This is a genomic window from Brevundimonas sp. NIBR11 (genome assembly GCF_027912535.1).
In the GTDB taxonomy this organism is placed as follows: domain Bacteria; phylum Pseudomonadota; class Alphaproteobacteria; order Caulobacterales; family Caulobacteraceae; genus Brevundimonas.
The window spans coordinates 2,925,462-2,951,920 of sequence record NZ_CP115465.1 but is presented as its reverse complement, the minus strand read 5'-3'; the positions used below and the strand labels follow the sequence as shown (position 1 = coordinate 2,951,920).

The 26,459-nt window shown below is 68.1% G+C and carries 29 protein-coding genes; 17 read left to right on the top strand and 12 right to left on the bottom strand.

The features are described 5' to 3' along the window. Nucleotides 1-105: 105 nt before the first annotated feature. The 3 genes from O5O43_RS14820 to O5O43_RS14810 are packed head-to-tail and all read right to left on the bottom strand — an operon-like array spanning nt 106 to nt 2,540. Complete coding sequence (locus O5O43_RS14820; protein ID WP_271084669.1) at nt 106-726, bottom strand: bifunctional diaminohydroxyphosphoribosylaminopyrimidine deaminase/5-amino-6-(5-phosphoribosylamino)uracil reductase RibD; 621 nt, start codon at nt 724-726, stop codon at nt 106-108. After that, on the bottom strand, nt 723-1,436 hold the full coding sequence (gpmA, locus tag O5O43_RS14815; protein ID WP_271084668.1) for a 2,3-diphosphoglycerate-dependent phosphoglycerate mutase: 714 nt from the start codon (nt 1,434-1,436) through the stop codon (nt 723-725). Before gpmA ends, O5O43_RS14820 begins: the two co-directional genes overlap by 4 nt. 48 nt (nt 1,437-1,484) lie before the next feature. Then, nucleotides 1,485-2,540, bottom strand: coding sequence for a serine hydrolase domain-containing protein (locus O5O43_RS14810; RefSeq protein WP_271084667.1), 1,056 nt, complete (start codon nt 2,538-2,540; stop codon nt 1,485-1,487). A gap of 127 nt (nt 2,541-2,667) precedes the next feature. Between O5O43_RS14810 and O5O43_RS14805 the strand changes: the two genes are divergently transcribed. Together O5O43_RS14805 and O5O43_RS14800 are read left to right on the top strand one after the other, a co-directional pair. Beyond that, nucleotides 2,668-4,167, top strand: a complete 1,500-nt coding sequence (locus O5O43_RS14805) for a phosphomannomutase/phosphoglucomutase (protein WP_271084666.1) — start codon at nt 2,668-2,670, stop codon at nt 4,165-4,167. A 60-nt stretch (nt 4,168-4,227) separates the two neighbouring features. After that, complete coding sequence (locus O5O43_RS14800; RefSeq protein ID WP_271084665.1) at nt 4,228-5,547, top strand: FAD/NAD(P)-binding protein; 1,320 nt, start codon at nt 4,228-4,230, stop codon at nt 5,545-5,547. Here the strand turns inward: O5O43_RS14800 and O5O43_RS14795 are convergent. Then, the gene (locus O5O43_RS14795) at nt 5,519-5,998 is read right to left on the bottom strand and encodes an SRPBCC domain-containing protein (RefSeq protein WP_271084664.1); all 480 of its coding nucleotides are present in this window, start codon (nt 5,996-5,998) and stop codon (nt 5,519-5,521) included. The two genes, O5O43_RS14800 and O5O43_RS14795, sit on opposite strands and share 29 nt — an antisense overlap. A 50-nt stretch (nt 5,999-6,048) precedes the next feature. Here O5O43_RS14795 and O5O43_RS14790 point away from each other — a divergent pair, with 50 nt between their 5' ends. After that, nucleotides 6,049-6,372, top strand: a complete 324-nt coding sequence (locus tag O5O43_RS14790) for a metalloregulator ArsR/SmtB family transcription factor (RefSeq protein ID WP_271084663.1) — start codon at nt 6,049-6,051, stop codon at nt 6,370-6,372. Here the strand turns inward: O5O43_RS14790 and O5O43_RS14785 are convergent. After that, complete coding sequence (locus O5O43_RS14785) at nt 6,369-6,536, bottom strand: hypothetical protein (RefSeq protein ID WP_271084662.1); 168 nt, start codon at nt 6,534-6,536, stop codon at nt 6,369-6,371. The genes O5O43_RS14790 and O5O43_RS14785 overlap by 4 nt on opposite strands. 132 nt (nt 6,537-6,668) lie before the next feature. Here O5O43_RS14785 and O5O43_RS14780 point away from each other — a divergent pair, with 132 nt between their 5' ends. Beyond that, nucleotides 6,669-7,232 (top strand): ATP-dependent Clp protease proteolytic subunit, encoded by a 564-nt coding sequence (locus tag O5O43_RS14780; RefSeq protein WP_271084661.1) that lies wholly within the window; start codon nt 6,669-6,671, stop codon nt 7,230-7,232. Here the strand turns inward: O5O43_RS14780 and glmM are convergent. Further along, a complete protein-coding gene (gene glmM, locus O5O43_RS14775; RefSeq protein WP_271084660.1) occupies nt 7,229-8,578 on the bottom strand; it encodes a phosphoglucosamine mutase in 1,350 nt (449 codons plus the stop codon). The two genes, O5O43_RS14780 and glmM, sit on opposite strands and share 4 nt — an antisense overlap. 123 nt (nt 8,579-8,701) lie before the next feature. Here glmM and glmS point away from each other — a divergent pair, with 123 nt between their 5' ends. Continuing rightward, nucleotides 8,702-10,519, top strand: a complete 1,818-nt coding sequence (gene glmS, locus O5O43_RS14770) for a glutamine--fructose-6-phosphate transaminase (isomerizing) (RefSeq protein WP_271084659.1) — start codon at nt 8,702-8,704, stop codon at nt 10,517-10,519. Nucleotides 10,520-10,572: 53 nt separating this feature from the next. On the opposite strand, the gene O5O43_RS14765 is transcribed toward glmS, so the two are convergent. After that, on the bottom strand, nt 10,573-10,941 hold the full coding sequence (locus O5O43_RS14765; RefSeq protein WP_271084658.1) for a hypothetical protein: 369 nt from the start codon (nt 10,939-10,941) through the stop codon (nt 10,573-10,575). Nucleotides 10,942-11,077: 136 nt separating this feature from the next. On the opposite strand from O5O43_RS14765, the gene O5O43_RS14760 reads away from it, so the two are divergent. From O5O43_RS14760 to O5O43_RS14750, 3 genes are all read left to right on the top strand, one after another. Beyond that, on the top strand, nt 11,078-11,956 hold the full coding sequence (locus O5O43_RS14760; RefSeq protein ID WP_271084657.1) for a UTP--glucose-1-phosphate uridylyltransferase: 879 nt from the start codon (nt 11,078-11,080) through the stop codon (nt 11,954-11,956). Between the two features lie 69 nt (nt 11,957-12,025). After that, nucleotides 12,026-13,258 (top strand): NAD-dependent epimerase/dehydratase family protein, encoded by a 1,233-nt coding sequence (locus tag O5O43_RS14755; protein ID WP_271084656.1) that lies wholly within the window; start codon nt 12,026-12,028, stop codon nt 13,256-13,258. Nucleotides 13,259-13,266: 8 nt separating this feature from the next. After that, on the top strand, nt 13,267-14,133 hold the full coding sequence (locus O5O43_RS14750) for an NAD-dependent epimerase/dehydratase family protein (protein WP_271084655.1): 867 nt from the start codon (nt 13,267-13,269) through the stop codon (nt 14,131-14,133). On the opposite strand, the gene O5O43_RS14745 is transcribed toward O5O43_RS14750, so the two are convergent. Further along, a complete protein-coding gene (locus tag O5O43_RS14745) occupies nt 14,134-14,874 on the bottom strand; it encodes a DUF6065 family protein (RefSeq protein WP_271084654.1) in 741 nt (246 codons plus the stop codon). 51 nt (nt 14,875-14,925) lie between these two features. Here O5O43_RS14745 and O5O43_RS14740 point away from each other — a divergent pair, with 51 nt between their 5' ends. The 4 genes from O5O43_RS14740 (at nt 14,926) to O5O43_RS14725 (ending at nt 17,340) form a co-directional block, all read left to right on the top strand. Continuing rightward, on the top strand, nt 14,926-15,462 hold the full coding sequence (locus O5O43_RS14740; RefSeq protein WP_271084653.1) for a prolyl-tRNA synthetase associated domain-containing protein: 537 nt from the start codon (nt 14,926-14,928) through the stop codon (nt 15,460-15,462). Nucleotides 15,463-15,501: 39 nt separating this feature from the next. Further along, entirely contained in the window at nt 15,502-16,398 is an 897-nt protein-coding gene (gene trxA, locus O5O43_RS14735) for a thioredoxin (RefSeq protein WP_271084652.1), read from the top strand. A gap of 10 nt (nt 16,399-16,408) precedes the next feature. After that, the gene (locus O5O43_RS14730; protein WP_271084651.1) at nt 16,409-17,068 is read left to right on the top strand and encodes an LON peptidase substrate-binding domain-containing protein; all 660 of its coding nucleotides are present in this window, start codon (nt 16,409-16,411) and stop codon (nt 17,066-17,068) included. 77 nt (nt 17,069-17,145) lie between these two features. Continuing rightward, nucleotides 17,146-17,340 (top strand): Trm112 family protein, encoded by a 195-nt coding sequence (locus O5O43_RS14725; RefSeq protein ID WP_271084650.1) that lies wholly within the window; start codon nt 17,146-17,148, stop codon nt 17,338-17,340. Here O5O43_RS14725 and O5O43_RS14720 read toward each other — a convergent pair. Beyond that, nucleotides 17,337-18,590, bottom strand: a complete 1,254-nt coding sequence (locus O5O43_RS14720) for a UbiH/UbiF/VisC/COQ6 family ubiquinone biosynthesis hydroxylase (RefSeq protein ID WP_271084649.1) — start codon at nt 18,588-18,590, stop codon at nt 17,337-17,339. The two genes, O5O43_RS14725 and O5O43_RS14720, sit on opposite strands and share 4 nt — an antisense overlap. 144 nt (nt 18,591-18,734) lie before the next feature. Between O5O43_RS14720 and O5O43_RS14715 the strand changes: the two genes are divergently transcribed. From O5O43_RS14715 to xth, 3 genes are all read left to right on the top strand, one after another. Continuing rightward, nucleotides 18,735-21,167 carry a DNA translocase FtsK gene (locus O5O43_RS14715; protein WP_271084648.1) on the top strand — a complete coding sequence of 811 codons (2,433 nt, stop codon included), beginning with the start codon at nt 18,735-18,737 and terminating at the stop codon, nt 21,165-21,167. 211 nt (nt 21,168-21,378) lie between these two features. Beyond that, a complete protein-coding gene (locus O5O43_RS14710) occupies nt 21,379-22,011 on the top strand; it encodes an outer membrane lipoprotein carrier protein LolA (protein WP_271084647.1) in 633 nt (210 codons plus the stop codon). A gap of 229 nt (nt 22,012-22,240) precedes the next feature. Next, a complete protein-coding gene (xth, locus tag O5O43_RS14705) occupies nt 22,241-23,035 on the top strand; it encodes an exodeoxyribonuclease III (RefSeq protein WP_271084646.1) in 795 nt (264 codons plus the stop codon). A 3-nt stretch (nt 23,036-23,038) separates the two neighbouring features. Here xth and O5O43_RS14700 read toward each other — a convergent pair whose 3' ends face one another. Both O5O43_RS14700 and O5O43_RS14695 read right to left on the bottom strand, forming a co-directional pair. After that, complete coding sequence (locus O5O43_RS14700) at nt 23,039-23,725, bottom strand: response regulator transcription factor (RefSeq protein WP_271084645.1); 687 nt, start codon at nt 23,723-23,725, stop codon at nt 23,039-23,041. 66 nt (nt 23,726-23,791) lie between these two features. Then, nucleotides 23,792-24,511, bottom strand: coding sequence for a YggS family pyridoxal phosphate-dependent enzyme (locus tag O5O43_RS14695; RefSeq protein WP_271084644.1), 720 nt, complete (start codon nt 24,509-24,511; stop codon nt 23,792-23,794). On the opposite strand from O5O43_RS14695, the gene O5O43_RS14690 reads away from it, so the two are divergent. Continuing rightward, nucleotides 24,510-25,157 carry a thiamine phosphate synthase gene (locus O5O43_RS14690; RefSeq protein ID WP_271084643.1) on the top strand — a complete coding sequence of 216 codons (648 nt, stop codon included), beginning with the start codon at nt 24,510-24,512 and terminating at the stop codon, nt 25,155-25,157. The genes O5O43_RS14695 and O5O43_RS14690 overlap by 2 nt on opposite strands. Here O5O43_RS14690 and O5O43_RS14685 read toward each other — a convergent pair. Then, nucleotides 25,154-25,546: an NtrZ family periplasmic regulatory protein gene (locus O5O43_RS14685; protein ID WP_271084642.1), complete on the bottom strand. Its 393-nt coding sequence runs from the start codon at nt 25,544-25,546 to the stop codon at nt 25,154-25,156. The two genes, O5O43_RS14690 and O5O43_RS14685, sit on opposite strands and share 4 nt — an antisense overlap. 379 nt (nt 25,547-25,925) lie before the next feature. Here O5O43_RS14685 and O5O43_RS14680 point away from each other — a divergent pair, with 379 nt between their 5' ends. Continuing rightward, entirely contained in the window at nt 25,926-26,381 is a 456-nt protein-coding gene (locus O5O43_RS14680) for a DUF3576 domain-containing protein (RefSeq protein ID WP_271084641.1), read from the top strand. The last annotated feature ends 78 nt before the right edge of the window (nt 26,382-26,459 follow it).

The window sequence follows — 26,459 nt, the reverse complement described above, 5'->3', positions numbered from 1 at the left end:
AGCGGTCGGCGGGCGGGCCCGGCCGAAACAGGACTGTCAAAGACCCAGCCGATCACATGGGTTCGCTAGCAGGGTTCCACAAGACTTTTGAAAGAATAAATTCCTTCAGGCCGTCAACAGGCCCTGCTCCGCCAGCGCGTCGGCCAGTTCGCCGGGCGAGGTCCACAGTCGGGTGTAGCCGGCCTCGCCCAGGCGCTTCAGCTCGGTGACCAGGTCGGCGCGGGCGGAGGCGGCGAAGCGGGCGTCGAACCCCTTGCCGTCGGCGCTGATGCGGACCATCGGCCGGCCCGTCTCCAGCCTGTGCAGGAAGCCTTCGGACAGAACGGCGGCCTCGTCCTTCATCAGGCCGGTCTCGACCTGAAGCCCGGCCTGACGCAGCCGTTCGGTGCCCCGCCCGGAGGCGAAGGGCGAGGGATCCAGCGCCGCCACCACGACGCGGGCGATCTTCGCCTCGGCCAGGAACTGGGCGCAAGAGGCCCGGCCCGAGGACCGGGCGCCGCAGGGCTCCAGCGTCACATAGGCGGTCGCGCCCTCGACCTCAGGGCCAGCGGCCGGGACGGCCTGTTCCTCGGCGTGGGGGCGTCCCCCGGGGGCCGTGGCGGCCTCGGCCAGCACCTTGCCGTCCTTGACGATGACGCAGCCCACCGCCGGGTTGGGCCAGGTCTCGCCCATCTTCGACAGGGCCAGATCGATGGCCCGGCGCATGAACGCCGCGTCGTCGCTCATGGGAGGACCGGCAATTCGGTGGCCCGACCCGTATCGAGATAGCGAGCGGCCGTCGGCTTCAGATCGGCGTCGAGGTCGATCTCCAGCGGATTGCCGGTCGGGATCTCGACGCCGACGATCTGGTCGTCCGGCACGGCGAACAGGTGTTTGACGATGGCGCGCAGCGAGTTGCCGTGGGCGGCGATCAGGACGTCCTCGCCCGCCTTCAGACGCGGGGCGATGGCGTCGTTCCAGTAGGGCAGGACGCGATCCAGCGTGGTCTTCAGGCTTTCGGTGTCCGGGATGTCCTGACCGGCGTAGCGGGCGTCCTTGGAGAAATCCCATTCCGAGCCCGTCTCCAGCGGCGGCGGCGGGATGTCGTAGCTGCGACGCCAGATCTTCACCTGATCGTCGCCGTGCTTGAGCGCCGTCTCGGCCTTGTCCAGCCCGGTCAGGCCGCCGTAGTGGCGCTCGTTCAGACGCCAGTCCTCGATCACGGGCACGTCCTTGAGCCCGGCCGACGCCAGGGCCAGGGCGCCCGTCCGTTTCGCCCGCGTCAGCACCGAGGTGAACATGACGGCGGGTTTGAACCCGGCCTCGGCGATCAGCTCGCCGCCGCGCCGGGCCTGGGCCTCGCCCGCTGCCGTCAGGTCGACGTCGACCCAGCCGGTGAAGCGGTTTTCGAGGTTCCACTGGCTCTGGCCGTGGCGCAGCAGGATCAGGCGGGGCATGGGCTCTCCTAGGTCGGCCCTTGGGGGTAGGGCGGCCCGCCGAAGGGGTCAAGCGCCAGGGGCGCCGCACGCCGCCGCCCGGATCAGGTCGACCGACAGTCCCTGGCCTTGCCAGACCTCTCCAAAGGCCGTCTCGCCGTCGTCTGAGTAGACCGTCAGCGCCACGCCCTCATCCGGCAGCAGGAAGTTCCGCACCTGGACCCCGCCGATCTCGCCGTAGCGCTCCACCAGACGCGTCTGGCCGAGGCATCCGCCCAGGTCTGGCGAATAAGACCAGACGCTGAGCGCGGCGAAGCCGGCGGCGGGGTCGCCCTTCCACATCTCTTCGCGCGACGCTTCGGAGATCAGGGAGCCTTCCATCAGCGCCCGATCGATCTTCAGCAGGTCCGACGCGGACCCGTACAGCCCGCCCGCCGGACCCCAGCTGGCCGGATCAATCCTGGGTTCAGGTCCTCCCTCGGCCTGCGCTTCGGACCGGGGACCAGACGGGACCGCCACCCTGTCCAGCCCCAGCGGCTCGACCAGGCGGCTCCGGACCAGGGCATTGTAGTCCTGACCCGTCACGCGCTCGAGCACCTCGCCGAGGACCAGATAGTCGCAGTTGTTGTAGGCGAAGTCGGCGCCCGGCTCGGCGATCGCGGGGGCGGAACAGACCGGACGCCAGTCGGCGGCCTGCTGATAGAAGTCCGCCATGCCGTCCGCATCTGCATCGGGCAGAGCGTCGGGGTTGGCCAGACCCGAGGTGTGGGTCAGCAGTTGTCTGACGGTGATCCGATCGGCGTTGACCGGAAACTCGGGCCAGTAGGTCGCCAGGGGCGCGTCGAGCGAAAGCCGGCCCGCGTCGACCTGTTGCAGGACCAGAATCGCGGTGACCATCTTGGTGACCGAAGCCCATCGCAGGTCGTCGCCGACCCGACGCCCCTGGGTCGTCCCGACAGCCGTTTCGCCCGCCCGCGCGACACCGAATACGCCGGTGTAGCCCGGCGCCTCGGCCAGCCGCGCCCGCATGGCGTCAAGTCCGTCCTCTGCGGTCTGCCCGTGGGCGACGGCCGACCCTCCGATCATCAGCACCAGCGACAGGGCGACACCCCACCCTCGACCCATGATCCACCCCCGCCTTCATCGCCGCTTCCCGCAGCAGCGATACCATTGATCGCGCGTTGTTGTCCGCCTGCAACCCTGCGGCTATACCGCCCGACCATCGGAAGCCCACTTCCTTCAAGGACATCGCATGTTGAAGCCCCGCCAGGACCTGGTCCCGAACACTTTCGAATTCGAGACCATTCCGTTGGTGAAGCCCACCGGCTTCCGGGAATACGACGCCCGCTGGATCCTGGAGAAGGAGATCAACCTTTTGGGCATCCAGGCCCTGGGTCTGGCGCTCGCCACCTATGTCCACGAGAACGGCATCCAGCCGCGCATCGTCGTGGGCCACGACTTCCGCTCCTATTCCTCGACGGTGAAGCACGCCCTGATCATCGGCCTGATGGAAGGGGGAATGGAGGTCCTGGACGTCGGTCTGGCCCTGTCGCCCATGGCCTATTTCGGCCAGTTCGCGCTGGAGGCCCCTTGCGTCGCCATGGTTACCGCCTCGCACAACGAGAACGGCTGGACGGGCGTGAAGATGGGCACCAATCCGCCCGTCACCTTCGGCCCGGAAGAGATCGGCCGACTGAAGGAGATCGTCCTGTCGGGAACCGGCGTGGCGCGTCCCGGCGGCCGTCTGGAGCGGGTCGATAACTTCCGCGAGACCTACCTCCAGGAGGTGGTCGGCGACATCAGGCTGAGCCGCAAGCTCAAGGTCGTCTGCGCCACCGGCAACGGCACGGCCGGCGCCTTCGCCCCCGAGGCCCTGCGCCGCATGGGCTGCGAGGTTATCGAGATGGACGCCGAGCTCGACTACACCTTCCCGAAATACAATCCGAACCCCGAGGACCACGCCATGCTGATGCAGATGGCGGCGCGGGTGAAGGAGACGGGCGCCGACCTGGCGCTCGGCTTCGACGGCGACGGCGATCGCTGCGGCGTGGTGGACGAGACGGGCGAGGAAATCTTCGCCGACAAGATCGGCCTTCTCCTGGCGCGCGATCTGTCGGCCCTGCACGAGAACGCGACCTTCGTCGTCGATGTGAAATCGACGGGCCTCTACAAGACCGACGAGGTGCTGAAGGCCAACGGCGCGACGACCGTCTACTGGAAGACGGGCCACTCCTACATCAAGCGCAAGACCGCTGAACTGGGAGCCCTGGCCGGGTTCGAGAAGTCGGGCCACTTCTTCCTCGCGAACCCGATCGGCCGGGGCTACGACGACGGCCTGGTTGCCGCGGCGGCGGTTCTGCAGATGCTGGACCGCAACCCGGGCAAGACGCTGAGCCAGCTGAAGACGGCCCTGCCGGACGCGTGGACATCCTTGACCATGTCGCCCCATTGCGACGACGAGATCAAATACGAGGTCCTGGCGAAGATCGTCGCCGAGTACGAGAAGCTCGGCGCCGAGGGCGGCTCGATCCTGGGCCGCAAGATCGTCGAGGTCATCACGGTCAACGGCGCGCGGGTCCATCTGGAGGACGGGTCGTGGGTCCTGGTGCGGGCCTCCTCGAACAAGCCGGAACTGGTCGTGGTGGTGGAATCGATGCGGTCCGAGGACGACATGCGCGCCCTGTTCCGCGACGAGGTGAAGCCGCGTCTGGCCGCCCACCCCGAGGTCGGCGCGTACAATCAGGAAATCTGAGGCGCGTTTGACCCCTCGCCCGACGCGGTTCAGAACCGGGCCAGCGAACGGGGAGACCGCGTGACGGGATCGATCAGAAACGTGGCCGTCGTCGGCGGCGGCTTCTCCGGCGCCATGCTGGCGGCGCGGTTGGCCGAGGCGGACGTTGGCTCCATCCTGATCAACCGGACGGCCGATTTCGGCCTGGGCGTCGCCTATTCGACCCCGTTCGAGGGGCATCTTCTGAACGTGCGCTCGTCGCGGATGAGCGCTCTGGCGGATCAGCCAGATCATTTCGTCCGCTGGCTGGAAGCGAATGCGCCCGAACTGGCCGATCCCGAGGGGTTCGCGCCGCGCAAGGTGTTCGGCCGCTACGTCCAGTGGCGTCTGGCCGGGGCCGAGGCCGCTCATCGAGGATTGATCCGACGGGTCGTCGGCGAGGTCGTCGGCGTCGACGCGGACGGCGTGGCCCTGTCGGATGGGCGAAAAATCACCGCCGACGCCGTCGTCCTGACCACCGGCAATCCGGCGCCGAAGACCGCCTCCGGCGGATCGGCGCGGGTGCTGGCCGACCCCTGGGCGCCCGGCGCGCTGGAACAGGTGGGCGCCGACGACGACGTGCTGATCGTCGGCACGGGCCTGACCATGGTCGATATGCTGCAGGCGCTGGACGGCCAGGGCTGGCGCGGTCGGGCCCAGGCCCTGTCACGGCGGGGGCTCTTGCCCCGCGCGCACGGCGAGCGGCACGACCCGCCCGAAACGCCGACTCCGGCCATGCTGGAAGGTCGGCTGTCCGAACGGACGAAGGCGGCGCGGGCCGTGGCGCGTCAGGCGGGCTGGCGCGAGATGATGGAGGGTCTGCGGCCCGTCACCGCCGACCTCTGGGCGAAGGCGGACCTGCCGACCCGGCGCGCCATCGTGCGGCACCTGAGGCCGTGGTGGGACGTGCACCGCCACCGGATCGCGCCCCGTATCGGGGTCTTCATCGACCGGCTGCTGTTCGAGGGGCGGCTGAGCGTCGTCGCGGGACGGGTCAGGGGGATCGAGGTTGACGACGCCGGGGTGCGGCTCGATTGGACGCGGCGGGGTCAGGCCCAGCCGCCGCTGACAGGCGCCTGGCTGATCGACTGCACGGGACCGGGCCATGCGCCGGAGGCTGACCCGGTGACGGGACCGCTGCTGGCCTCGGGTCGGGCGCGGCTGGATTCGCTTCGGTTGGGGCTGGAGCTGGACGGGTCCGGCCGCGTGCTGCATGCCGACGGCAAAGCCGACCTGAGCCTGTTCGTCCTCGGCCCTCCGGCGCGCGCCGCCTTCTGGGAAACCATCGCCGTGCCGGATGTCCGCAAGCGGATCGAGGACGTGGTCAAGGCGATCAGCGGTAGGCGCCCTCGCGCAGGTTGACGCCGTATTCGACGAACGCCTTCATGGCCGCAAGCATCTGGGACCAGCCCATGCAGTTGCCGTAGGAAGCCTTGAGCCCCATCGGGGTGTCGCGCCAGCCCTCCTCGGCGATGCAGACCAGGGTGCGGGTGTCGCCGTCCAGCGGTGAGAAGCGCATGGTCACCGTGGTCATGTATTTCGCGCCCGCCGCGCCCTCCCCGCTCTCGGGCGGACCCTCGTTCGCCTCCCACCTCAAGACGATCTTTTCGTCCTGCACGACCTCGACCACCTCGACCGGGAAGGCGCCGGGAAAGTCGGCGAAATCCCACTGGACCGTCTGGCCGGTCTCCAGCCGCCCGACCGCGCCGCCGGTGGTGAAATAGCCGGACAGTTTCGTCGGATCGGCCACCGCCTCGAACACCTCGTGGACGGGTCGGGAAAGCCGCATCGACACCTCGAATTTCAGCGACATGGTCTTGCTCCGGAGTTGCTGAAGACTCCCCTATGTTATATTCTTATAACATGTCAAACGCCGACGATCTGGACGCCGTGTTCAAGGCCTTGGCCAACCCCGCGCGAAGGCGTCTGCTGGATGCGATGAAGGATGGGCCGAAGACGACGGGCCAGCTGTGCGAGGCCGAGCCGACGCTGGATCGCTGCACCGTAATGCAGCATCTGAAGGCGCTGGAGGCGGCGGATCTGATCCTCGTCCGGCGCGAGGGGCGCGAGCGCTGGAACCACCTGAATGCCGAGCCCATCAAGGCCGTCCACGACCGCTGGCTGTCACCCTATACGCGGGGCGCGGTGTCGAAGCTGGCGGAACTGACGGCGCGGCTGGAAGGCTAGGACGGGTCTTCGTCCGACGGCGGCGGCGCGTCCGGCGGCTCGGGGCTTGTGATCTTGCCGATCAGGGTGATCCCCTTGTCGGCCAGGGCGCGTGACAGATTTTCCTTTCGCTCGAACTCGTGTTCGGCCTTGAGGATGGATTTCTTGCGCTCGTTATCGATCATGGAAGCCGGTGGGTAGCGCCGCCCACGCTGCAAGATCAAGCGTGGCCTTTGCGGTGTCCGATAGCCGACGAAGCGGAACAAAGTGCGGTCCGCCCGCGCTGTTTGCGGCCGCGCGCCCATTCCGGACTGATCATGAGCACCCTCCCCGCCATCGCCTTCAAGGACCCGGCCATCCTGCTGTGTGGAGACGTCGATTACAGTCTCTACGACCAGTTCCGCGAAAAGCTGGACGCCGCGCCGAAGAGCGGTCTGGTCGTCGTCGAACTGACCACCCTGGGCGGCGACCCGGAGGTGGCGCGGATGATCGGCGAGGATGTGGTGTTCCACTCCGAGGTGGAGCCCGAGCGCCGTTTCGTCTTCCTGGGCAAGGCGGCGGTCTATTCGGCCGGGGCCACGCTGATGAGTTTCTTCGCGCGCGAGAACCGCTACCTGACGCGCGGCACGCGGCTGATGATCCATGAGCGGAAGATGGACAAATGCCTGACCGTCAGCGGCCCGCTGACCTCGACGCTGGCCCCCGTGAAGGCCCTGCTCCACGAGATCGAGCATTCGATCCTGATCCAGAACGAAGGCTTCGAGAACCTGATTGCAGGATCGTCGGTGACGATGGACGAACTGCTGAAACGTGCGCCGTCGAACTGGTACATCGAGGCGAACGAGGCGCTTGAGCTCGGCCTCGTTCAAGGCGTCATCTAACCCGCCGCCTTCACCGCCGCGACGACGTCGGCGACGACGCGTTTGACCAGGGCCTCGTCGTCGCCCTCGGCCATGACCCGGATCAGTTTCTCGGTGCCGGAGGGGCGGACCAGGAGCCGGCCCTGACCGGCGAGCGCCGCATCGGCCTCGGCCATGGCGGCCTTGACCTTGGCGTCCTCCAGCGGCTTGCCGGCGTTGAAGCGGACGTTTTGGAGCAGCTGGGGCACGGGGTCGAACTGGCGGGCCAGTTCGCTCATCGGCTTGCCGCTCTCGACCAGCACGGCGAGCACCTGCAGCGCCGCCATCAGACCGTCGCCCGTCGTGGCGTGATCGTGCAGGATCAGGTGGCCCGACTGTTCGCCGCCCAGGTTGAAGCCGCCCTCGCGCATCCGCTCCATGACGTACCGGTCGCCGACCCTGGTCCGCTCCAGCGTCAGGCCGTCGCCGGTCAAGACGCGTTCGAGCCCGAGGTTGGACATGACGGTGGCGACCACGCCGCCGCCCTTCAGCACGCCGCGTCGGGCCCAGTCGCGGCCGATCAGGGCCATGATCTGGTCGCCATCGACGACCTTGCCGTTCTCATCGCAGATGATCAGCCGGTCGGCGTCGCCGTCCAGGGCGATGCCGATGTCGGCGCGGTACTGTTTGACCGCCGCTGACAGGGTTTCCGGGTGGGTCGAGCCGCACTCAGCGTTGATGTTGGTCCCATTCGGGGAGACGCCGACGGCGCAGACCTCGGCGCCCAGCTCGAACAGGGTGGTGGGCGCGACGCGGTAGCCTGCCCCGTTGGCGCAATCGACGGCGATCCTCAGGCCCGCCAGCGACAGATGGCGCGGGAAGGCGGCCTTGGCGATCTCGATATAGCGGGGCGGGGCGTCGTCGATGCGCTTGACCCGGCCCAGCTGGTTCGACGGCGCCAGACCGGCATCCAGCTCGGCGTCCATCATGGCCTCGATCTTCAGCTCGATCTCGTCCGACAGCTTGTAGCCGTCGGGGCCGAACAGCTTGATGCCGTTGTCGGCGTAGTCGTTGTGCGAGGCCGAGATCATGACGCCGAGATCGGCGCGCATCGACCGGGTCATCATGGCCACACCCGGCGTAGGGATGGGACCGAAGGTGCGCACGTCCATCCCGACCGAGGCGAAACCGGCCACCAGCGCCGGCTCGATCATGTAGCCGGACAGGCGGGTGTCCTTGCCGATGACCACCAGATGCCGCCGGTCGTCGCCCGACATGAACAGCTTTCCGGCCGCCAGACCGACGCGCAGCGCGATCTCGGCCGTCATCGGACTGACGTTCGCCTTGCCGCGAATGCCGTCGGTGCCGAAATATTTGCGCTCGCCCATGGACGGCCCTCCGCCGAAATCTTCCGAAACCGCTTATTAGGTGCCGGGGTCTTACGGATTCCCTAGAGCAGACTTCCCCGGCCGTCATCCTTGGCCGTGACCCTGCGGCAGGAGCCTTCCCCCATGTGCGGCATCATCGGCATCGTCGGAACCCAGCCCGTCGCGGACCGTCTGATCGAAAGCCTGAAGCGGCTGGAGTACCGCGGCTATGACTCGGCCGGAATCGCCGCCCAGGTGGACGGCGTGCTGGAGCGCCGTCGCGCGCCGGGCAAGCTGAAGGAGCTGGAAAAGGTTCTGGCCGGCAATCCGCTGGAGGCCACCACCGGCATCGGCCACACCCGCTGGGCCACCCACGGCGCCCCGACCGAGGCCAACGCCCACCCGCATATCGCCGGGCGCGTGGCCGTGGTCCACAACGGCATCATCGAGAATTTCGCCGAGCTGAAGGCTGAGCTGATCTCCGCCGGCCGCGTCTTCTCGTCCCAGACCGACACCGAGGTGGTGGCCCACCTGCTCGACACCAACCTCGAGAAGGGCCTGTCGCCGCTCGACGCGTTCAAGGCGACGTTGGACCGGCTGTCGGGCGCCTTCGCCCTGTGCGTCCTGATCTCGGGCGAGGACGAGGTCATCCTCGCCGCCCGCAACGGCCCGCCCCTGGCCGTCGGTCACGGCGACGGGGAGATGTTCATCGGCTCGGACGGTCTGGCGCTGGGGCCGTTCACCAACAAGATCACCTATCTGGAAGACGGCGACTATGTGATCGCCACCCATGGCGGCGCGCGCGTCTTCGACGGGTCGGGCAGCGAGGTCGCGCGGCCGGTCAAGACCGTGCCCGCCTCGGCCGTCCTGATGGAGAAGGGCGCCTACCGGCACTTCATGGAAAAGGAGATCCATGACCAGCCGGAGGGGTGCCAGCGCACCATCGCCGCCTATGTCGACACCCTGACGGACAAGACGACGGTCCAGGGCATCGACTTTTCCGCCATCGACCGGATCCAGATCGTCGCCTGCGGCACGTCGTGGATCGCCGGGATGATCGGTCGCTATCTGATCGAGGATCTGGCCGACCTGCCCGTGGACGTCGAGATCGCCTCGGAGTTCCGCTATCGCAACCCCTCGCTGCGCCCCAACGCCCTGGCCATCGCCATGTCCCAGTCTGGCGAGACCGCCGACACCCTGGCCGCCTTCCGCCACTGCGCCGAGGCCGGGATGAAGACGGCGGCCGTCGTCAACGCCACGGAATCCACCATTGCCCGCGAGGCCGACGTCGTCTGGCCGATTCACTGCGGGCCCGAAATCGGCGTCGCCTCGACCAAGGCCTTCACTGCCCAGGTCTCGGTCATGATCGCCATCGCCATTGCGGCGGCGAAATCGCGCGGCCGGATCGATGAAGCCGAGGAGCAGCGACTGGTCCGCGTCCTTCTGGAGGCGCCGCGCCTGATCGCCGAGGCCATCGGTCTGGAAGACGCGTTGAAGGACATCGCCGCCGACATCGCCAAGGCCAAGGACGTCCTCTACCTCGGTCGCGGCCCGATGTCGGCCCTGGCCCTGGAAGGCGCGCTGAAGCTGAAGGAGATCAGCTATATCCACGCCGAGGGCTATGCCGCCGGCGAGCTGAAGCACGGCCCGATCGCCCTGGTGGACGAGGCGACGCCGATCATCATTCTGGCCCCCTTCGATTCGTGGTTCGAGAAATCGGCCTCGAACATGTCGGAGGTCATGGCGCGCGGGGGTCAGGTGGTCTTCATCACCGACCCGGAAGGCGCCAAGCACGCCCCGGCCGGCGCGCGCGTCGTGGTCACGGCCCCGGCCTCGGACCCCCTGATCTCGTCGCTTGTGATGTCGGCGCCGATCCAGCTCTTGGCCTATCACGTGGCCGTGGTGAAGGGCGCCGACGTCGATCAGCCCCGAAACCTGGCCAAGTCCGTCACCGTCGAATGAGAAACGGCCCGGGATCGATCCCGGGCCGTTTGGCTTCAGGACCTCATCCAGCGTCAGTTCGGACGCGGATTGTTGCTCGAATAGTCGCCCGGCGCCGGGGGGACCGGGTCGCTTGAGTTCACCACCCCGCCCGGCACCTGGGTGTTGCCCGTCGGATTGGCGGGAGCCCCGGTGGACGACGACATCGCGCCCGAAGTCGGGGCGCCGGATCCCATCGTGTCGGAGGCGGCCGGGGCCGCGCCGTTCGCGCCGGCCATGGCTCCGCTGTCGGCCGGGGCGGCCACCGAACCGGAGTTCATCTCCGTCGTCGCCGAGGCGTCGGTCGCCGCATCCGTGGCGGCGGGCGTCTCCTCGTGCTTGCCGCAGGCGGCCAGCGCCAGGCCGGCGGCGACGCAGGCCGTGATCATCAGGGTCTTCTTCATGGGTTTTCCTCTTTCCGCTGACGGATCAGCGCGTCTCACCGACCGAAGTTCCGCCGCATCCCGATCCGGCCATTGGCGTTCCGCATCGACGCCGCCTACAACGGGGGCCGCTGTTCAGACCCGAGAGAGTTCTTCCATGACGACCGCATCTCGCCGCGTTCGCAAGGCCGTCCTGCCCGTCGCGGGTCTGGGCACCCGCGTCCTGCCCGCCGCCAAGACGACGCCGAAGAACATGCTCAACGTGTTCGACCGGCCGATCCTGTCGCACATCGTCGAGGAGGCCCGGACCTCGGGCATCGAACACATGATCTTCGTGGTCGGGCGCGGCCAGACCTCGATCGAGGACTATTTCGACCACGCCTATGAGGTCGAGGCGATCCTGAAGGCCAAGGGCAAGGACGACATCCTGACGTCGGTGGTGATGGATTTGCCGAAGCCGGGCGAGATGAGCTTCGTGCGCCAGATGGCGCCGCTGGGCCTCGGTCACGCCGTCTTCTGCGCCCGCGACCTGATCGGCGACGAACCGTTCGCGGTGATCTTGGCCGACATGCTGATGATGGCGGACACCCCCGCCCTGAAACAGGCCATCGAGGCCCATGAGCAGACCGGCGGCAATGTCGTCGTCGTCGAACCGGCGCCCGAAGGAGAGACCCACAAATACGGCATCGTCGCTCTCGACGGCCGCGAGGGTCGCCTTAACCGCATGACCGGCATGGTCGAGAAGCCGCCGCTGGGGACCGAGCCGTCGAACCTGTTCATCTCTGGCCGTTATGTCCTGACGCCCGACATCTTCCCCCTGCTGGCCGACCAGCAGACGGGGGCGGGCGGAGAGATCCAGCTGACCGACGCCATGGCGCGGCTGATGAAGGTCCGGGATTTCCACGCCCTGGAATACGAAGGGACCACCTTCGACTGCGGCGATCCGGTGGGTCTGCTGCGTGCCAATGTGGCCTACGGGCTGAAGCATGCCGGCCTCGGCGACGCGGCGCGTGCGGCGATAACGCCTCTGCTCTAGGCCACGGCCCCGCTTTGCTCCGCCCCCCGGCTTCCGCTAGGCAGGGCTGGCGCAGAGGGAAAGACGACGATGAAAGTACTGGTTCTGGGCGGGGACGGCTTCTGCGGCTGGCCCACCGCGCTGCATCTGTCGGCCCAGGGCTGGGAGGTCGTGATCGTCGACAACCTGAGCCGCCGGAACATCGACAACGAGCTGGAGGTCCAGTCCCTGACCCCCATCCGGACCATGGGCGAGCGGATCGCCGCGTGGAAGGAGGCGTCGGGCCGCGACATCGGCTTCGTCAACCTGACCGTCGGCAAGGAGTTCGACCGCCTGGTCGCCCTGATAAAGGACGAGAAGCCCGACAGCGTCGTCCATTTCGCCGAACAGCGGGCCGCTCCCTATTCGATGAAGTCGGCGCGGCACAAGCTCTACACCGTCGACAACAACCTGAACGCCACCAACCACCTCTTGGCCGCCATCGTGGAGAGCGGGCGGGACGTCCATCTGGCCCACCTCGGGACCATGGGGGTCTATGGCTACACCACCGCAGGGCTGCGGATTCCGGAAGGCTATCTGAAGGTCACGGTGGATACCGATTTCGGCCCGACCGAGCAGGAGATCCTGTTCCCGCCGAACCCGGGCTCGATCTACCACATGACCAAGACCCAGGACGCCCTGCTGTTCCAGTTCTACGCCAAGAACGACGGCGTCCGGATCACCGACCTGCACCAGGGCATCGTCTGGGGCGCCCAGACCGAGGAGACGCGCAAGGACGAGCGTCTGATCAACCGCTTCGACTACGACGGCGACTACGGCACGGTCCTGAACCGCTTCCTGATGCAGGCGGCGGTCGGATACCCCCTGACGGTCCACGGCACGGGCGGCCAGACGCGAGCCTTCATCCACATCCAGGACACGGTGCGCTGCGTCGAGCTGGCGCTGAAGAACCCGCCGAAGAAGGGCGAACGGGTCAAGATCCTCAACCAGATGACCGAGAGCCGCCGCGTCCGCGACCTGGCCGCCATGGTCGCCGGCATGACGGGCGCCGAGGTCCACAATGTCGCCAACCCGCGTCTGGAGGCCGATGAGAACGAACTGGTCGTCGCCAACGACCAGTTCAAGGATCTGGGCCTGAAGCCGATCACCCTGGCCGAGGGGCTGATGGCCGACGTGACCGACATCGCCCGCCGCTATGCCGACCGAGCCGATCGCTCGAAGATTCCCTGCGTCTCCGCCTGGAACGGCAAACGGGCCGAGGCCCTGCGGGACGCGCCCGCCGCTGCGTCGAAGGCCGCTCCCGCCCAGGCGCGGGTCGGCTGATCCTCGCAATGGCGCAAGGCTCCCTGCTCGTCTTCGGCGCCGGCTATCTCGGCCGCGCGGTTCTGGCCGAGGCGAAGCGGCGTGGTCTGAGCGTCGCGGCCACCTCGCGGAGCCCGGAGCGTCGGGCGGTGCTCGAAGCCGACGGGATCGCGGCCGTCGATCCGGCGGACGCGGCGGCGCTGAATGCGGCCGTCGCCAAGGCCTCCGCCATCCTCGTCACCGCCCCGCCCGAAGGCCGCGGCTGCCCGGCCGCGCGCGTCCTTCTGCCCGCCCTGACCGAGGCGCAGGCCTATCCGGACTGGATCGGCTACGTCTCCTCCACCGCCGTCTACGGCGACCGTAACGGCGGCTGGGTGTTCGAGGACGACGCCCTGAACGCCGCGTCTCTGGAGGGGGCCCGCCGGGTTCGCGCGGAGGCCGACTGGTTCGACGCCGGACGCGGCATGGGGCTGACGGTCCAGGTCTTCCGCCTGCCGGCCATCTACGGCCCCGCCCGGTCGGTGGTGGAGCGTCTGCGGGACGGCTCGGCCCGGCTGGTGAGAAAGACTGGCCAGGTCTTCAACCGCATCTATGTCGACGACGCCGTGGACGGCCTGTTCGCCTCGATGCAGCGGCCGAGGCCGGGCGCCGCCTACAGTCTCGTGGACGACGCCCCGTCCGGCGTCGATGTCGTCATGGCCGATGCGGCCCGCCGGATGGGCCTGCCCCAGCCGCCCGAGGTCGACTGGACCGACCCCTCGGTGTCGGAGGGGATGCGGCGCTTCTATCTGGACTGCAAACGCATCTCGAACGCCCGCGCCAAGGCCGAGCTCGGCTGGCGGCCGAAACACCCGACATGGCGCGAGGGGCTGGAGGCGATCCTGGCCGCCAGCTGATCACCCCACCCGTGGGTTTTTCAGACGCCGCTTGTTAGCATGGCTGTCCGGCGCCGCGCCCAGATCCTCGGGAAGTTCGCCCTTGAAGTAGAACCGCTGCCACGCCTCCTTGGCCGCGTCCGGGTCACCCGAGGCCAGGCGGGTGTTGAAATCCGTCCGCTGGCGGTTCCAGGCCTCGAACTGGCCTTTCATCACGGGATTGCTTTCCAGCGTCCGGATCACCGGCTGGACCGCCTCCATCTTCCGGTGCTCGACCATGTTGATGAAGCAGAAGGGCTCGCCGCGTTCGAACTTGATCCGCCCTGGCCGGGTGAACAGCCAGTTCATGGTGAAGGGGAAGGGCAGCCAATCGGTCTCGATCAGCCCGACCAGGGGCTGGATCCCGTCCTTCATATGGTTGGGCGATCCCGAGCAGATCATCCCCCAGCCCGGCGGCGTGCGGAACAGATATTGGGGGTGCATGGTCAGGACGCCGCGCGAGAAGTGCGAGGTGACGAAATGGTCCAGCTCGGGCTGGGGCCGTTCGGGCGTGATTGTGATGTCGGACTGCTGCGGCCCGCCGTTCCACTCCGCCGTGAAGGTGAAGGGACAGAGGATCTCCCACCCCGTCGTATTGGCCATGGTCAGGGGCAGGCACCGATAAGGATGCCGGCTGACGAAGGCATCCATCCAGTTCCGCGACTGGCGGCCGGGCACCAGATCCGGCGGCCGCGCCGACATGGGGTAGCATTCGAGTTCCAAGGCGACGCTCCGGCAGGTATCCAATCGTCATCCTTCCTAGCCCGGCCCGCCATGACCGCTCAACCTGCCTATGATCGCGACACTCTGATCGCCTGGATGGCCGAGCACGGCATCGACCAGACGACCCACGACCATCCGGCCGTCTTCACCGTGGATGAAGGTCACGACATCAAGGCCGCCCTGCCCGGCGCCCACACCAAGAACCTGTTCCTCAAGGACAAGAAGGGCCGACTGTGGCTGATCTCGGCCGAGCAGAAGACCGTCATCGACCTGAAGGCCGCACCGAAGACCATCGGGTCGGACCGGGTGTCGTTCGGCAATGAAACCCTGATGTACGAGACGCTCGGCGTGCGACCCGGCTCAGTCACGGCGCTGGCCCTGATCAACGACGTGGACCGACGCGTGACCTTCGTGATCGACAAGGTTCTCTGGGACGCCGACATCGTCAACTTCCACCCGCTGGCCAACACGGCCACGACGGCCCTGACCCAGGCGGCCTTTCGGCGCTTCCTTTCGGAGATCGAGCGCGAGCCGCTGGTGATCGACTTTGGCGCCGCCTTGCCGGACGAGGCCGCCGCGACCATCTGACCCCTGACGCGTTACAGCCCCGAGCTTCAAAGAGACCCGATGACCTTTGCTGATCCCACCGCCTCCGCCGACGACCTGATCAAGGAGGGCTCCGACGCCGGCTTCATGGACGACGTGATCGCCCAGTCGAAGATCCAGCCGGTGCTCGTCGACTTCTGGGCCACCTGGTGCGGTCCGTGCCGAACCCTGACCCCTGCGCTGGAGAAACAGGTCCGCGCGGCCGGCGGGGCCGTGAAACTGGTCAAGATCGACGTCGACAAGAACCCCGCCTACGCCGGCCAGCTGCGGGTCCAGTCGATCCCGACCGTCTACGCCTTCGTCAACGGCCAGCCGGTCGACGGCTTCCAGGGCGCGGTGCCCGAAAGCCAGATCAAGGCCTTCATCGAGAAGCTTTCGGGCGGCGAAGGCGTCAATTCCGACGTCGAGCAGTTGCTGGCGCTGGGCGAGGAATCGCTGGGGCTGTCGGACTTCGGCGGCGCGGCCCAGGCCTTCGCCCACGTTCTGACCATCGAGCCGGAGAACCAGAAGGCTATCGCCGGCATGGCGCGCGTCTACCTGGCCGGGGGCGACGTCGATCAGGCGCGCCAGACCATCGCCATGGCCCCGCAGGATTCAACCGAGCCCTCGGTCGTCAGCGTCCGCGCCCAGCTGGCCCTCGCGTCGGGCGCCCCGACCGACGAGACCACCGCCCTGGAAGCGAAGGTGAAGGCCGATCCGAACGACCATCAGGCCCGCTACGATCTGGCGCTGGCCCAGGCGGCCGAAGGCGATCTGAAGGGCTCGGTCGACAGCCTGCTGACCATCGTCCAGGCCGATCGCGACTGGAACGACAGCGCGGCGCGGAAACACCTGCTGGTCGTGTTCGAGGCCGCCGGCCTGTCGTCCGACGTGGCGAAAGACGGGCGTCGCCGCCTGTCCTCCATCCTGTTTTCGTAAAGGCGTCCGGATGCCCCAGGGCTATGTGAAGGCCGTCGACCTGCCGCAGGTGATCCCGGTCTTTCCGCTGCCCGGGGCCATCCTGTTGCCGCGCGGTCAGTTGCCGCTGAATATCTTCGAGCCGCGCTATCTGAACATGATCGACGACGCCATGGCCGGCGAGCGGATGATCGGCATGATCCAGCCCTCGGGGGGCACGGCGCAACTGCCGAGCCTGTCGGCGGTCGGCTGCGCCGGTCGGATCACCAGTTTCGCCGAGACCTCGGACGGCCGCTACCTGATCACCCTGACCGGGATCGCGCGCTTCCGCATCACCACCGAACTTCCGAGCCAGACGCCCTATCGCCAGGTCCGCGCCGCCTTCACTCCGTTCGAGAGCGACCTGAGCGCGCCGCACGAAGGCGAGGCCTTCGACCGCCCCGCCTTCCTGGCCGCGCTCAAACAGTATCTTGAACGCCGACAGCTCGAAATCGACTGGGAGACGGCCGAGGCGGCGCCTCAGGAGGCCCTCATCAACAGCCTGTCCATGGCCCTGCCGTTTGAACCGGCGGAGAAACAGGCCCTCTTGGAAAGCCCCGCGCTCGACGACCGCGTCGACGTGCTGACGGCCTTGATGCGGATCGACGCCGCCGACGTCGGCGACGGCGACACGCCGAGCTCGATGCAGTAACAAGAACGATCTCGATCTAACGGAGGAACGGGCTCAAGCAGCGAGCGACCGCGTCGCGAGCGATAGCCCTCAGAAAAATGTCCGACGCGTTCCACACTCCGTCATCCGTTGATCCGCGCCTTCTGGAGGTGCTCGTCTGCCCGATCACGCGCGGCGTACTGACCTACGACCGCGAGGCCAACGAGCTGATCTCCAAGGGCGCGAAACTGGCCTTTCCGATCCGCGAAGGCGTGCCGATCATGCTGCCGGAAGAGGCGCGGCAGCTGGACTAGACCAACTCACCGCGAAGCAGTTTCGGCAAATCCCCGGTCGCCCCGCCGGCCTCGCGCATGAAGGCGCGGCGCAGCGGCCCGATACGGTTCACCGCCGCCATACCCAGATCGCGGGCCAGACGCACCGGCGGCAGATCGTTGGAGAACAGCCGCACGAAGCCGTCGAACCCGGCGGCCAGCGCCACATTGTCGAACCGGCGCCAGCGGGCGTAGCGGTCCAGGACGACCTCCGAACCGATGTCCTCGCCCAGCCGCATGGCTTCGATCAGCACTTCGGCCAGAGCCGCGGCGTCCTTAAGCCCCATGTTGAGGCCTTGCCCCGCGACCGGGTGCACGCCGTGGGCCGCATCGCCGATGATGGCCGTGCGCGGCGCGGTCAGGGTCGTCGCCAGTTCCAGCGCCAGGGGATAGACGAACCTCGGCCCCTCGGGCGTCGCGCCGTCCAGGAACTCTCCGAACCGCCGCATCAGGTGCGACTGGAAGGCGGCGTCCGAACAGGTCTTCAGCGCCTCGGCCGCCCTGGTCGTCTCAGTCCAGACGAGGCTGGCCCGCTGTTCGGTCAGGGGCAGGATGGCGAACGGGCCGCCGGGCAGGAAATATTCGTGGGCGACATTGCCGTGGTCGCGGCCCAGCCGGACCGTGGCCACCACGCCCGACTGGCCATAGCCCCAGCCGACCGTCTCGATCCCGGCGGCCTTTCGGACCTTGGAGCCGCGCCCCTCGGCGCCGACCACGACCGGAGCGCTGAGCACCGATCCGTCGGCCAGGGTCACACGCGCCGCGGCCGGCGTCTGTTCCACCCCGACCACCGAGCCGGGCGTGCGCAGATCGATGTCGGTCGTCGCCACCGCCTCAGCCAGGGCTGAGCGGATACGCCGGTTCTCGACCATGTATCCCAGCGGCTCCCCGCCGTTGACGTCGCCGATTTCGTCGGCGTCGAAACGCAGGAAGGCGGGCGAGGCGGATTTCGACGCCGCGCCCGGCCGCGTCCCGTCGGTCACCAGGATCCGGTCCATCCGGCAGGCGTGCGGCCGCAAGCCTTCGCCCAATCCCAGCGCATCCAGCATCCGGAACGTCGACCAGGCGATCGCGGTCGACCTTCCGTCGAACGTCGGCGCCAGCTGGGCCGAGAACGGCTGCGGATCAATCATCGCGACCCTCAACCCGCCCTTCGCCGCCGCCAGGGCGAACGTCGCCCCCGCCATGCCGGCGCCGGCGACGATGACGTCGTGGGTGTGGGGGGAAGACATGGGTCGAGAGTAGAGGGTCGAGGGTCGAGGGTCGAGGGGTTCGCCTTCTCGACCCTCGACGCTTTTCTCTCGACCCTCCCAGGGTAAACAGCCCCTTAACCCTGCATCTGCGACACTGGGTCCGATCTTCGTCCGGAGCCTTCGATGTCCGCAGCCCTCGCTGTCAGCCAGCGCGCACTCGCCAGCGCCCTCATGATCTGGGACGCGCCCTTCATGGTGCGGTTCCGGGGCGTGTTGCAGGCCCTGCTGGCGACGCTTCTGGTCGTGGCCCTGGTGTCGTGGAATCCGGCCGATCCCAGCCTGAACGCCGCCTCGTCCTCCGCCCCGACCAACTGGCTGGGCCTGAACGGCGCCCTGTTCGCCGACATTTTCATGCAGTCGCTTGGCCTCGCCGCCTGGCCGGCCGCGGCCCTGACCGTCGCCTTCGGCCTCGCGGCCGCCATCGGCGATGCGATCCAGCAGCGCCTCAAGCCTACCCCGCTGAAGGCCCTGGCGGCGTCCAGCGGGGTGCTCAGCCTGTCCGCCGCCCTCTCGGCCCTCGCCGCCCCGACCGCCTGGCCCCTGGCGGCGGGCCTCGGCGGTCTGTGGGGCGACGCGGTGATCGGTCTGGTCGATGCGGCTTTCCGCGCCCTTCACGCGCCGGGCGGAAGCATCATCGGCGGGATCGTCTTCCTCGGCTTCGGCCTGTGGGCCTGCGGCTATGCCGTGGGTCTGCGCCTGAGCGATTTTTCAGAAGGCGTCGCCTGGGCCTCGGGCCTGCGCCGCCAAGCCGCCCCCGCCGCTTCTCGACCCGCCCGCCGTCGCCCGACCCGTCCGGATCCGGAGGTCGAAGCCGCGCCCGCCCGCGCGCCCCGCCGTCCGGCCCGACTGGAGATGCCCCAGGACGAACCCGCGTCGGACGTCGATGCCGACGAGCCGCTGCCCTGGGACGACCCGGTCCCCGTGCCGGCCTATGCCGCGCCGACACCCCTCGCCGCCGCCACCGAGATCAAGGTCGCCGCGCCCAAGCCCGCCAAGCCCTCGAAGAAATCCGTCGACGACGACCAGACCGCCTTCGACTTCGCCCGTCCCGAAGGTGATTTCGACCTGCCTCCGCTGGGCATGCTGGCCAAGCCGCAGCAACGCGCCGGCATGGTCGACGAGGACGCGCTGAAACAGAACGCCAAGATGCTGGAAGGCGTCCTGGCCGAGTTCGGGGTCAAGGGCGTGATCGACCAGATCCGCCCCGGCCCGGTGGTCACCCTGTACGAACTGGTCCCCGCCCCCGGCGTGAAGCACGGCCGCGTGGTCGCCCTGTCGGACGACATCGCCCGCTCGATGAGCGCGCGCGCCTGCCGGATCTCGGTCGTGCCGAACCGCAACGCCATCGGCATCGAACTGCCGAACCTGAAGCGCGAGACCGTCTATCTGCGCGATCTCCTGGCCTCGACCGAATACGGCAAGCCGGCCCATATCCTGCCGCTGGCGCTCGGCGAGACCATCGGCGGCGACCCTTACGTGGCCGATCTGGCGCGCATGCCCCACCTGTTGATCGCGGGCACCACCGGCTCGGGCAAGTCGGTCGGGGTCAACGCCATGATCCTGTCGATCCTGTACCGGCTCTCGCCCGCCGAATGCCGCTTCATCATGATCGACCCCAAGATGCTGGAGCTGTCGGTCTATGACGGCATCCCGCACCTGCTGGCGCCCGTCGTCACCGATCCGAAGAAGGCCGTCGTCGCCCTCAAATGGACCGTGCGCGAAATGGAGGACCGCTATCGCCGCATGTCCAAGCTGGGGGTCCGCAACGTCGCCAGCTACAACGAGCGCGCGGTCGAGGCCCAGAAGAAGGGCGAGCATTTCGAACGCACGGTCCAGACCGGCTTCGACGAACAGGGCCGCCCAGTCTTCGAGTCGGAGAAGATCCGCCCCGAACCCATGCCCTATCTGGTCGTGGTCATGGACGAGATGGCCGACCTGATGCTGGTCGCCGGCAAGGACGTGGAGGGCGCGGTCCAGCGTCTGGCCCAGATGGCCCGCGCCGCCGGCATCCACCTGATCATGGCGACCCAGCGCCCCTCGGTCGATGTCATCACCGGCACCATCAAGGCGAACTTCCCGACCCGGATCAGCTTCCAGGTCACGTCCAAGATCGACAGCCGCACCATCCTGGGCGAACAGGGCGGCGAGCAGCTGCTGGGTCAGGGCGATATGCTCTACATGGCCGGCGGCGGCCGCATCACCCGCCTGCACGGCCCGTTCGTGACGGACCAGGAGGTCGAGGAGGTCTGCAAACACCTGCGTTCGCAGGCCGAGCCTGACTACCTCGACCTGATCACCGACGATCCGGACGGCGACGGCGACAACGCCTTCGACGAGGGTGGCAATGGCGGATCCGGCGACGACCTCTATGACCGCGCCGTGGCGGTGGTCACCCGCGACCGCAAGGCCTCGACCTCCTACGTCCAGCGCCGCCTGCAGATCGGCTACAATCGCGCCGCCTCCCTGATCGAGCGGATGGAGCAAGAAGGGGTGGTCAGCCCGGCCAACCACGCCGGCAAGCGGGACATCCTCGCCGGTCCGCCGCCGATGGTTTGATCCGAGTAAGCGACCAGGGATTGGGGACTAGCCGGCTCTCACGCTCGCGATCTATGCCCTAATCCCGAGTCCCACCCTCTCGGGAACCATCGGGGCTGAACAGGGCTTCATCCAGCCGCCGGAATATGGTCCAGCTGTCGTCATGCCGACGCCGTTGGGGTCTGTCAGAACGGCGCAATCGACAATCATCCCGAACGGGAGAAAGACGACCATGACCCTGTCCCGCAGAGACCTCGGCTTCGGCCTCGCCGCCATGGGCGCTCTCGCCGCCCTGCCCGCCTCGGCCCAGTCCGGCCTGTCGGCGGAGGATCGCGCGACCCTGGCCACGGCCCAGACCTATCTGCAGGGCCTGACCTCGGCCCAGGGAACCTTCGTTGAGACCTCGGGCGCCCAGCGCCGCGAAGGCCGCTTCTATCTGCAGCGTCCCGGCAAGATGCGGTTCGAATACACCAATCCCGCCGGCCTGCTAGTCGTCTCGGACGGGTCGAACGTCAAACGCTACGACCCGCGCTTGAACGTCTTCCGCCAGGTGCCGCTGGGCATGACGCCCCTGTCGACCTTCCTCGCCCGCAACGTCCGCCTGGATCAGGGCGTCCAGATCGACCGGGTCACCCGGATGCAGTCGGGCGCCTTCGCCATCACCGCCCGCGACCAGCGCCGTCCCAACGAGGGCTCGGTCATCCTGGCCTTCGCCGGCTCGCCCCTGCGGCTGCAGGAGTGGACCATCACGGATGCGCAAGGCGTCCGCACCCGAACCCAGTTGACCACGCTTCAGCCGGCATCGGGCCTGGCCGCCAGCCTCTTCCAACTGCGCGACCCCACCCGCCGGCCGGGCCGCAACTGACGGGTTCACATTTCATCAACCGTGTTCGGAACAACACAGGCAATCACGCCAATCGCTGGTTTGACTATTTCCAATCGGCGTGACACTTTGGGCACAGGACGGCGGCGGCCGTCCGATCGCCTTCGGACCTCATCCCCTCCCGATGGCGGCGAGAGAGAAACCAAGCCTTACCCCCGGCGCGCCCGCGCCGGGGGTTTTTTGTGGGTGGAGATAGGCTAGACGAGCACTCATGCTTCGCGTGGCCACCTGGAACATCAACTCAGTGCGCCTGCGCATCGAACAGGTCGCACGCTTCGTCTCGGAGGCGAAGGTCGACGTCCTCTGCCTGCAGGAGATCAAATGCCTGGAGGACCAGTTCCCCAGGAACGCCTTCATCGACATGGGCCTGCCGCACATGAAGATCGCGGGCCAGAAAGGCTGGCACGGGGTGGCGATCGCGTCTCGCCTGCCGATCGAACCGTCCGACACCTTCAACGCCTGCAAGCTGGGTCACGCCCGCTGCGTTTCGGCGCGGATCGCCGGGATCGACATCCAGAATTTCTACATCCCGGCCGGGGGCGACGTTCCGGACCGTGAACTCAACCCGAAATTCGATCACAAGATGGATTTCTACGAACAGCTGACGCGCATCGTCGGTGAGCTCGACCGGTCGGAGAAGCTGTTGATGTGCGGCGACTTCAACATCGCCCCGTCTGAGTTCGACGTCTGGAACCACCGATATATGTCCAAGATCGTCAGCCACACCCCGCTGGAGGTCGAGACCCTGAACGGGATGCAGGCCGCCGGCGGCTTCCACGACGTGGTCCGCGAGGCCTATCCCGAGCCCCAGAAGCTGGCCTCCTGGTGGAGCTACCGCGCCCAGGACTTCCGCAAGTCCGCCCGGGGCCTGCGTCTCGACCACATCTGGACCTCCGAAGGCCTGACGCCGTCGGTGATTCCCGGCACGGCGACCATCCACGAACCGGTCCGCGCCTGGGAGCAGCCCAGCGACCATTGCCCAATCACGGTCGATCTGGACGTCTGAGGCCTACGGCTGCAGCCGGTACCCGCCCGCGTCCGTTAGCAGCAGCCGCGCCTGGCCGGGTTCTGGCTCGATCTTCTGGCGCAGGCGATAGATGTGGGTCTCCAGCGTATGGGTCGTGACCCCCGCGTTGTAGCCCCAGACCTCGGTCAGCAGCTCCTCGCGCGACACCGGCTTGGCCCCGGCGCGATAGAGGTATTTGAGGATGTTGGTTTCCTTCTCCGTCAGCCGGACCTTCTTGCCCTTCGGGTCGATCAGGACCTTGCCGGCGGGGCGGAAGGAATAGGGGCCGATCTGGAAGACGGCGTCCTCGGACTGTTCGTGGCTGCGCAGGTGGGCGCGGATGCGGGCCAGAAGGACGGCAAAGCGGAAGGGCTTGGTGACGTAGTCGTTGGCGCCCGCGTCGAGGCCCAGCACCGTGTCGGCGTCCGAATCCTGGGCCGTCAGCATGATCACGGGGGTCGAGACCCCATCCTTTCGCAGCAGCCGGCAGGCCTCGCGACCGTCCATGTCGGGCAGATCGACGTCCAGAAGGATCAGGTCGGCGCGAATTTCGCGACCCAGACGCACGCCCTCGGTCGCCGTCGAGGCCTGGACGGTTTTGAACTCCTCGTGCAGCGCCAGTTGCTCGGCCAGCGCTTCGCGCAGGTCGTCGTCGTCGTCGATGATCAGAAGGGTCTTGGCTGTCGGCATGGTCCTAGAATGGCGAGGCTTGGCCCGAACGCCAAGGCGGCAGGCGAAATTGACGCGGAATCCGCCCTAAGAGGCCGCGAGAGGGGGGTTTCGTTCCCCGAACAACGCCGATCCGATCCGGACATGAGTCGCGCCGAGCCGGGTCGCCCGCTCGTAATCGGCGCTCATCCCCATCGAGAGGACGCTCAGGTCATTGCGTTCGGCGATCCGGGCCAGCAGGGCGAAATGCAGGATCGGCTCCTCTTCGGCCGGCGGAATGGCCATGAGTCCCTCGACGACAAGCCCCGCCGTCCGAGCCTCGGCGATCAGGGCGTCGGCGTCGCGTGGAGCGACTCCGGCCTTCTGCTCCTCCTCGCCGGTGTTGACCTGCACCAGCAGACGGGGCGAGCGGCCGATTTTCTGCGATGCGGAGGCCAAGGCGCCGATTAGCTTCGGCCGGTCGAGGGTCTCGATCACGTCAAACAGGGCGACGGCGTCCTCGGCCTTGTTGGACTGGAGCGGGCCGATCAGGCGCAGCTCCAGATCGGGCGACGCCGCCCGGCGGTCGACCCAGCGACCTTGCGCCTCCTGCACCCGGTTCTCGCCGAAGACCCTGAGGCCCGAGGCCAGGGCCGCGTCGATCAGCTCGGGCGGCTGGGTCTTGGACACGGCCGTCAGGGTGACCGCCGCCGGGTCGCGCCCGGCCGCCCGGGCGGCTTTAGTCATCCGCGCACGGATCGCGGCCAGCCGCTCGGCGAAGGCCTGATCGGTGGACGGCGGCGGCGAAGCGGGGGAAGAGGCGACCATGGAGTTTCCGGAAACGGCGGAAGACGGCGCCCGGCTGTGGGCTACAGCTCAGGCTCTAGCGCGCGGCGCGGCGAATGTCAGCGCGGGCGACCGGCCGCGCGTGCCGCCGATGCTGCTATTCACCGACCCGGAGCGGACGCCCCGGCCGTGGAAGATCGCGGCGCGGATGCCGGCGGGGTCTGGCGTGGTCTATCGCCACTTCGGCGCCGGAGACGCCCTCGAAACCGCCGAACGGCTCAGGGCCGTGACGCGCGAGCGCGGCATGGCCCTGCTGATCGGGTTGGACGCGGAGCTGGCCGACCGGGTCGGCGCCGACGGCCTGCATCTGCCGGAGCGGGCGCTGTCGGCGGCTTACGCCCTGTCGGGACGGCGGCCGGACTGGATCCTGACGGGAGCGGTGCATTCGGTGGAGGCCGCAAAAGCCGTACGCGATCTGGATGCAGTGGTGCTGTCGCCGATCTTCCCGGCGGGCGGGGCCTCCGCGTCCAAGGCGGCTCTCGGGATCAAGGCCCTGGCCGAAGCGTCAGCACACGCGCGTATCATCGCCCTCGGCGGGATCACGGCCGCCAACACACGCGCGCTGCAGGGTTCGGGCGCGTACGGGCTGGCGGCCATCGGCGGGATCGCCGGGGCGTTCGGAGCCTAGAATCGGAAGAGGGTTTCCAGACGGACGCGCGGCTGGGCGCGGCGGTCGGTTTCCGGGGCGCGGGCCGGATCCTGTTCGGGCGTGGCCAGGCCGGCGGCGGCGCCGACGCGCAGGCGCGGCGACAGGCGATAGTAGGCGCCGGCTTCCACGTCGCCCCATTCGGCTTCGCGGCCCACAGGCTGGTTCAGGTTGAAATCCAGACCCCAGCGCCCATTCTCGTTCCAACGTAGGCCGCGACGGGGCGCGGGGGCGGCGGAACGCTGGGCGTTCGAGGCTTCGGCCAGGGTGACGGCCGGGGCGCGCGAGCGGGATTGCGCGGACGCTTCGCCCGCGACGCCCACCAGGGCGACGAGACCGAGAGACCCAGCGATGATCGCCGACAGACGCATTTCCAACCCTTTGACCCGACGTTTCTCGCCGGCCCTTCATTCTGAACCCGGTCTTTCGACCAAGGACCCGCCGATTAGACACCGGTGGACCGCCCGGTCAACGCAACGAGGCCGATCGAACCCGGTTCCGCCGACTCTGGCGCACGCCTGTGGCGCAAGCGTCACGGGAAGGCGGCCGGAAGGTGTTCTCGGGGCAGGAGATTCACCCGCTGGACGCAGACCCGCCGCATACGGACGGCCCCAGCCGTGGATTGCCTTGTCATCGCCCCTTTTGGGCGTGTTATAGAGCCGCGCTTGGTGAAGCGGTCGAGGACCGCGTGGGCCAGCGCGCCCGTCGTCATTGATACGGCGGGTCGGCACCCGAGGGAGACGACGTTCGATGGGTTTTGTACGCGGCAAGGCGGTCCTGGCGACCGCGCTGGTGGCTTCCGGCGGTCTGCTCCTCTCCGCCTGCGGCGGCCTGCCCTTCGTGGGCGGAAGCTCGACCCCGCGCGCCACGGCGGCCCAGACGGGCATCGGCGTGAACGCCTATCTGTGGCGCGCTACCCTCGACACCCTCTCCTTCATGCCGCTTCTGACCGCCGATCCGTGGGGCGGCGTCGTGAACTACGACTGGTATGTCAACCCACAGACGCCGAACGAGCGTTTCAAGGCGACCGTCTTCATCCTCGACACGCGCCTGCGCGCCGACGCCCTGAACGTCACTGTGACCAAGGAAGTCAAGAACGCCGGCGGCGAGTGGACCGCCTCCCCGGTCGCCGCCCAGACGGAAGCCGATCTGGAAAACGCGATCCTGACCAAGGCGCGCCAGCTCAACCTTTCGAACGCCGGCTAAAACCGACTTTTCTTTTGGGCGCTATCGCCCTTCGGGCTAGTTGAGCGCGGGGGACTTCGCCCCCTCGCCCTCAGAGAT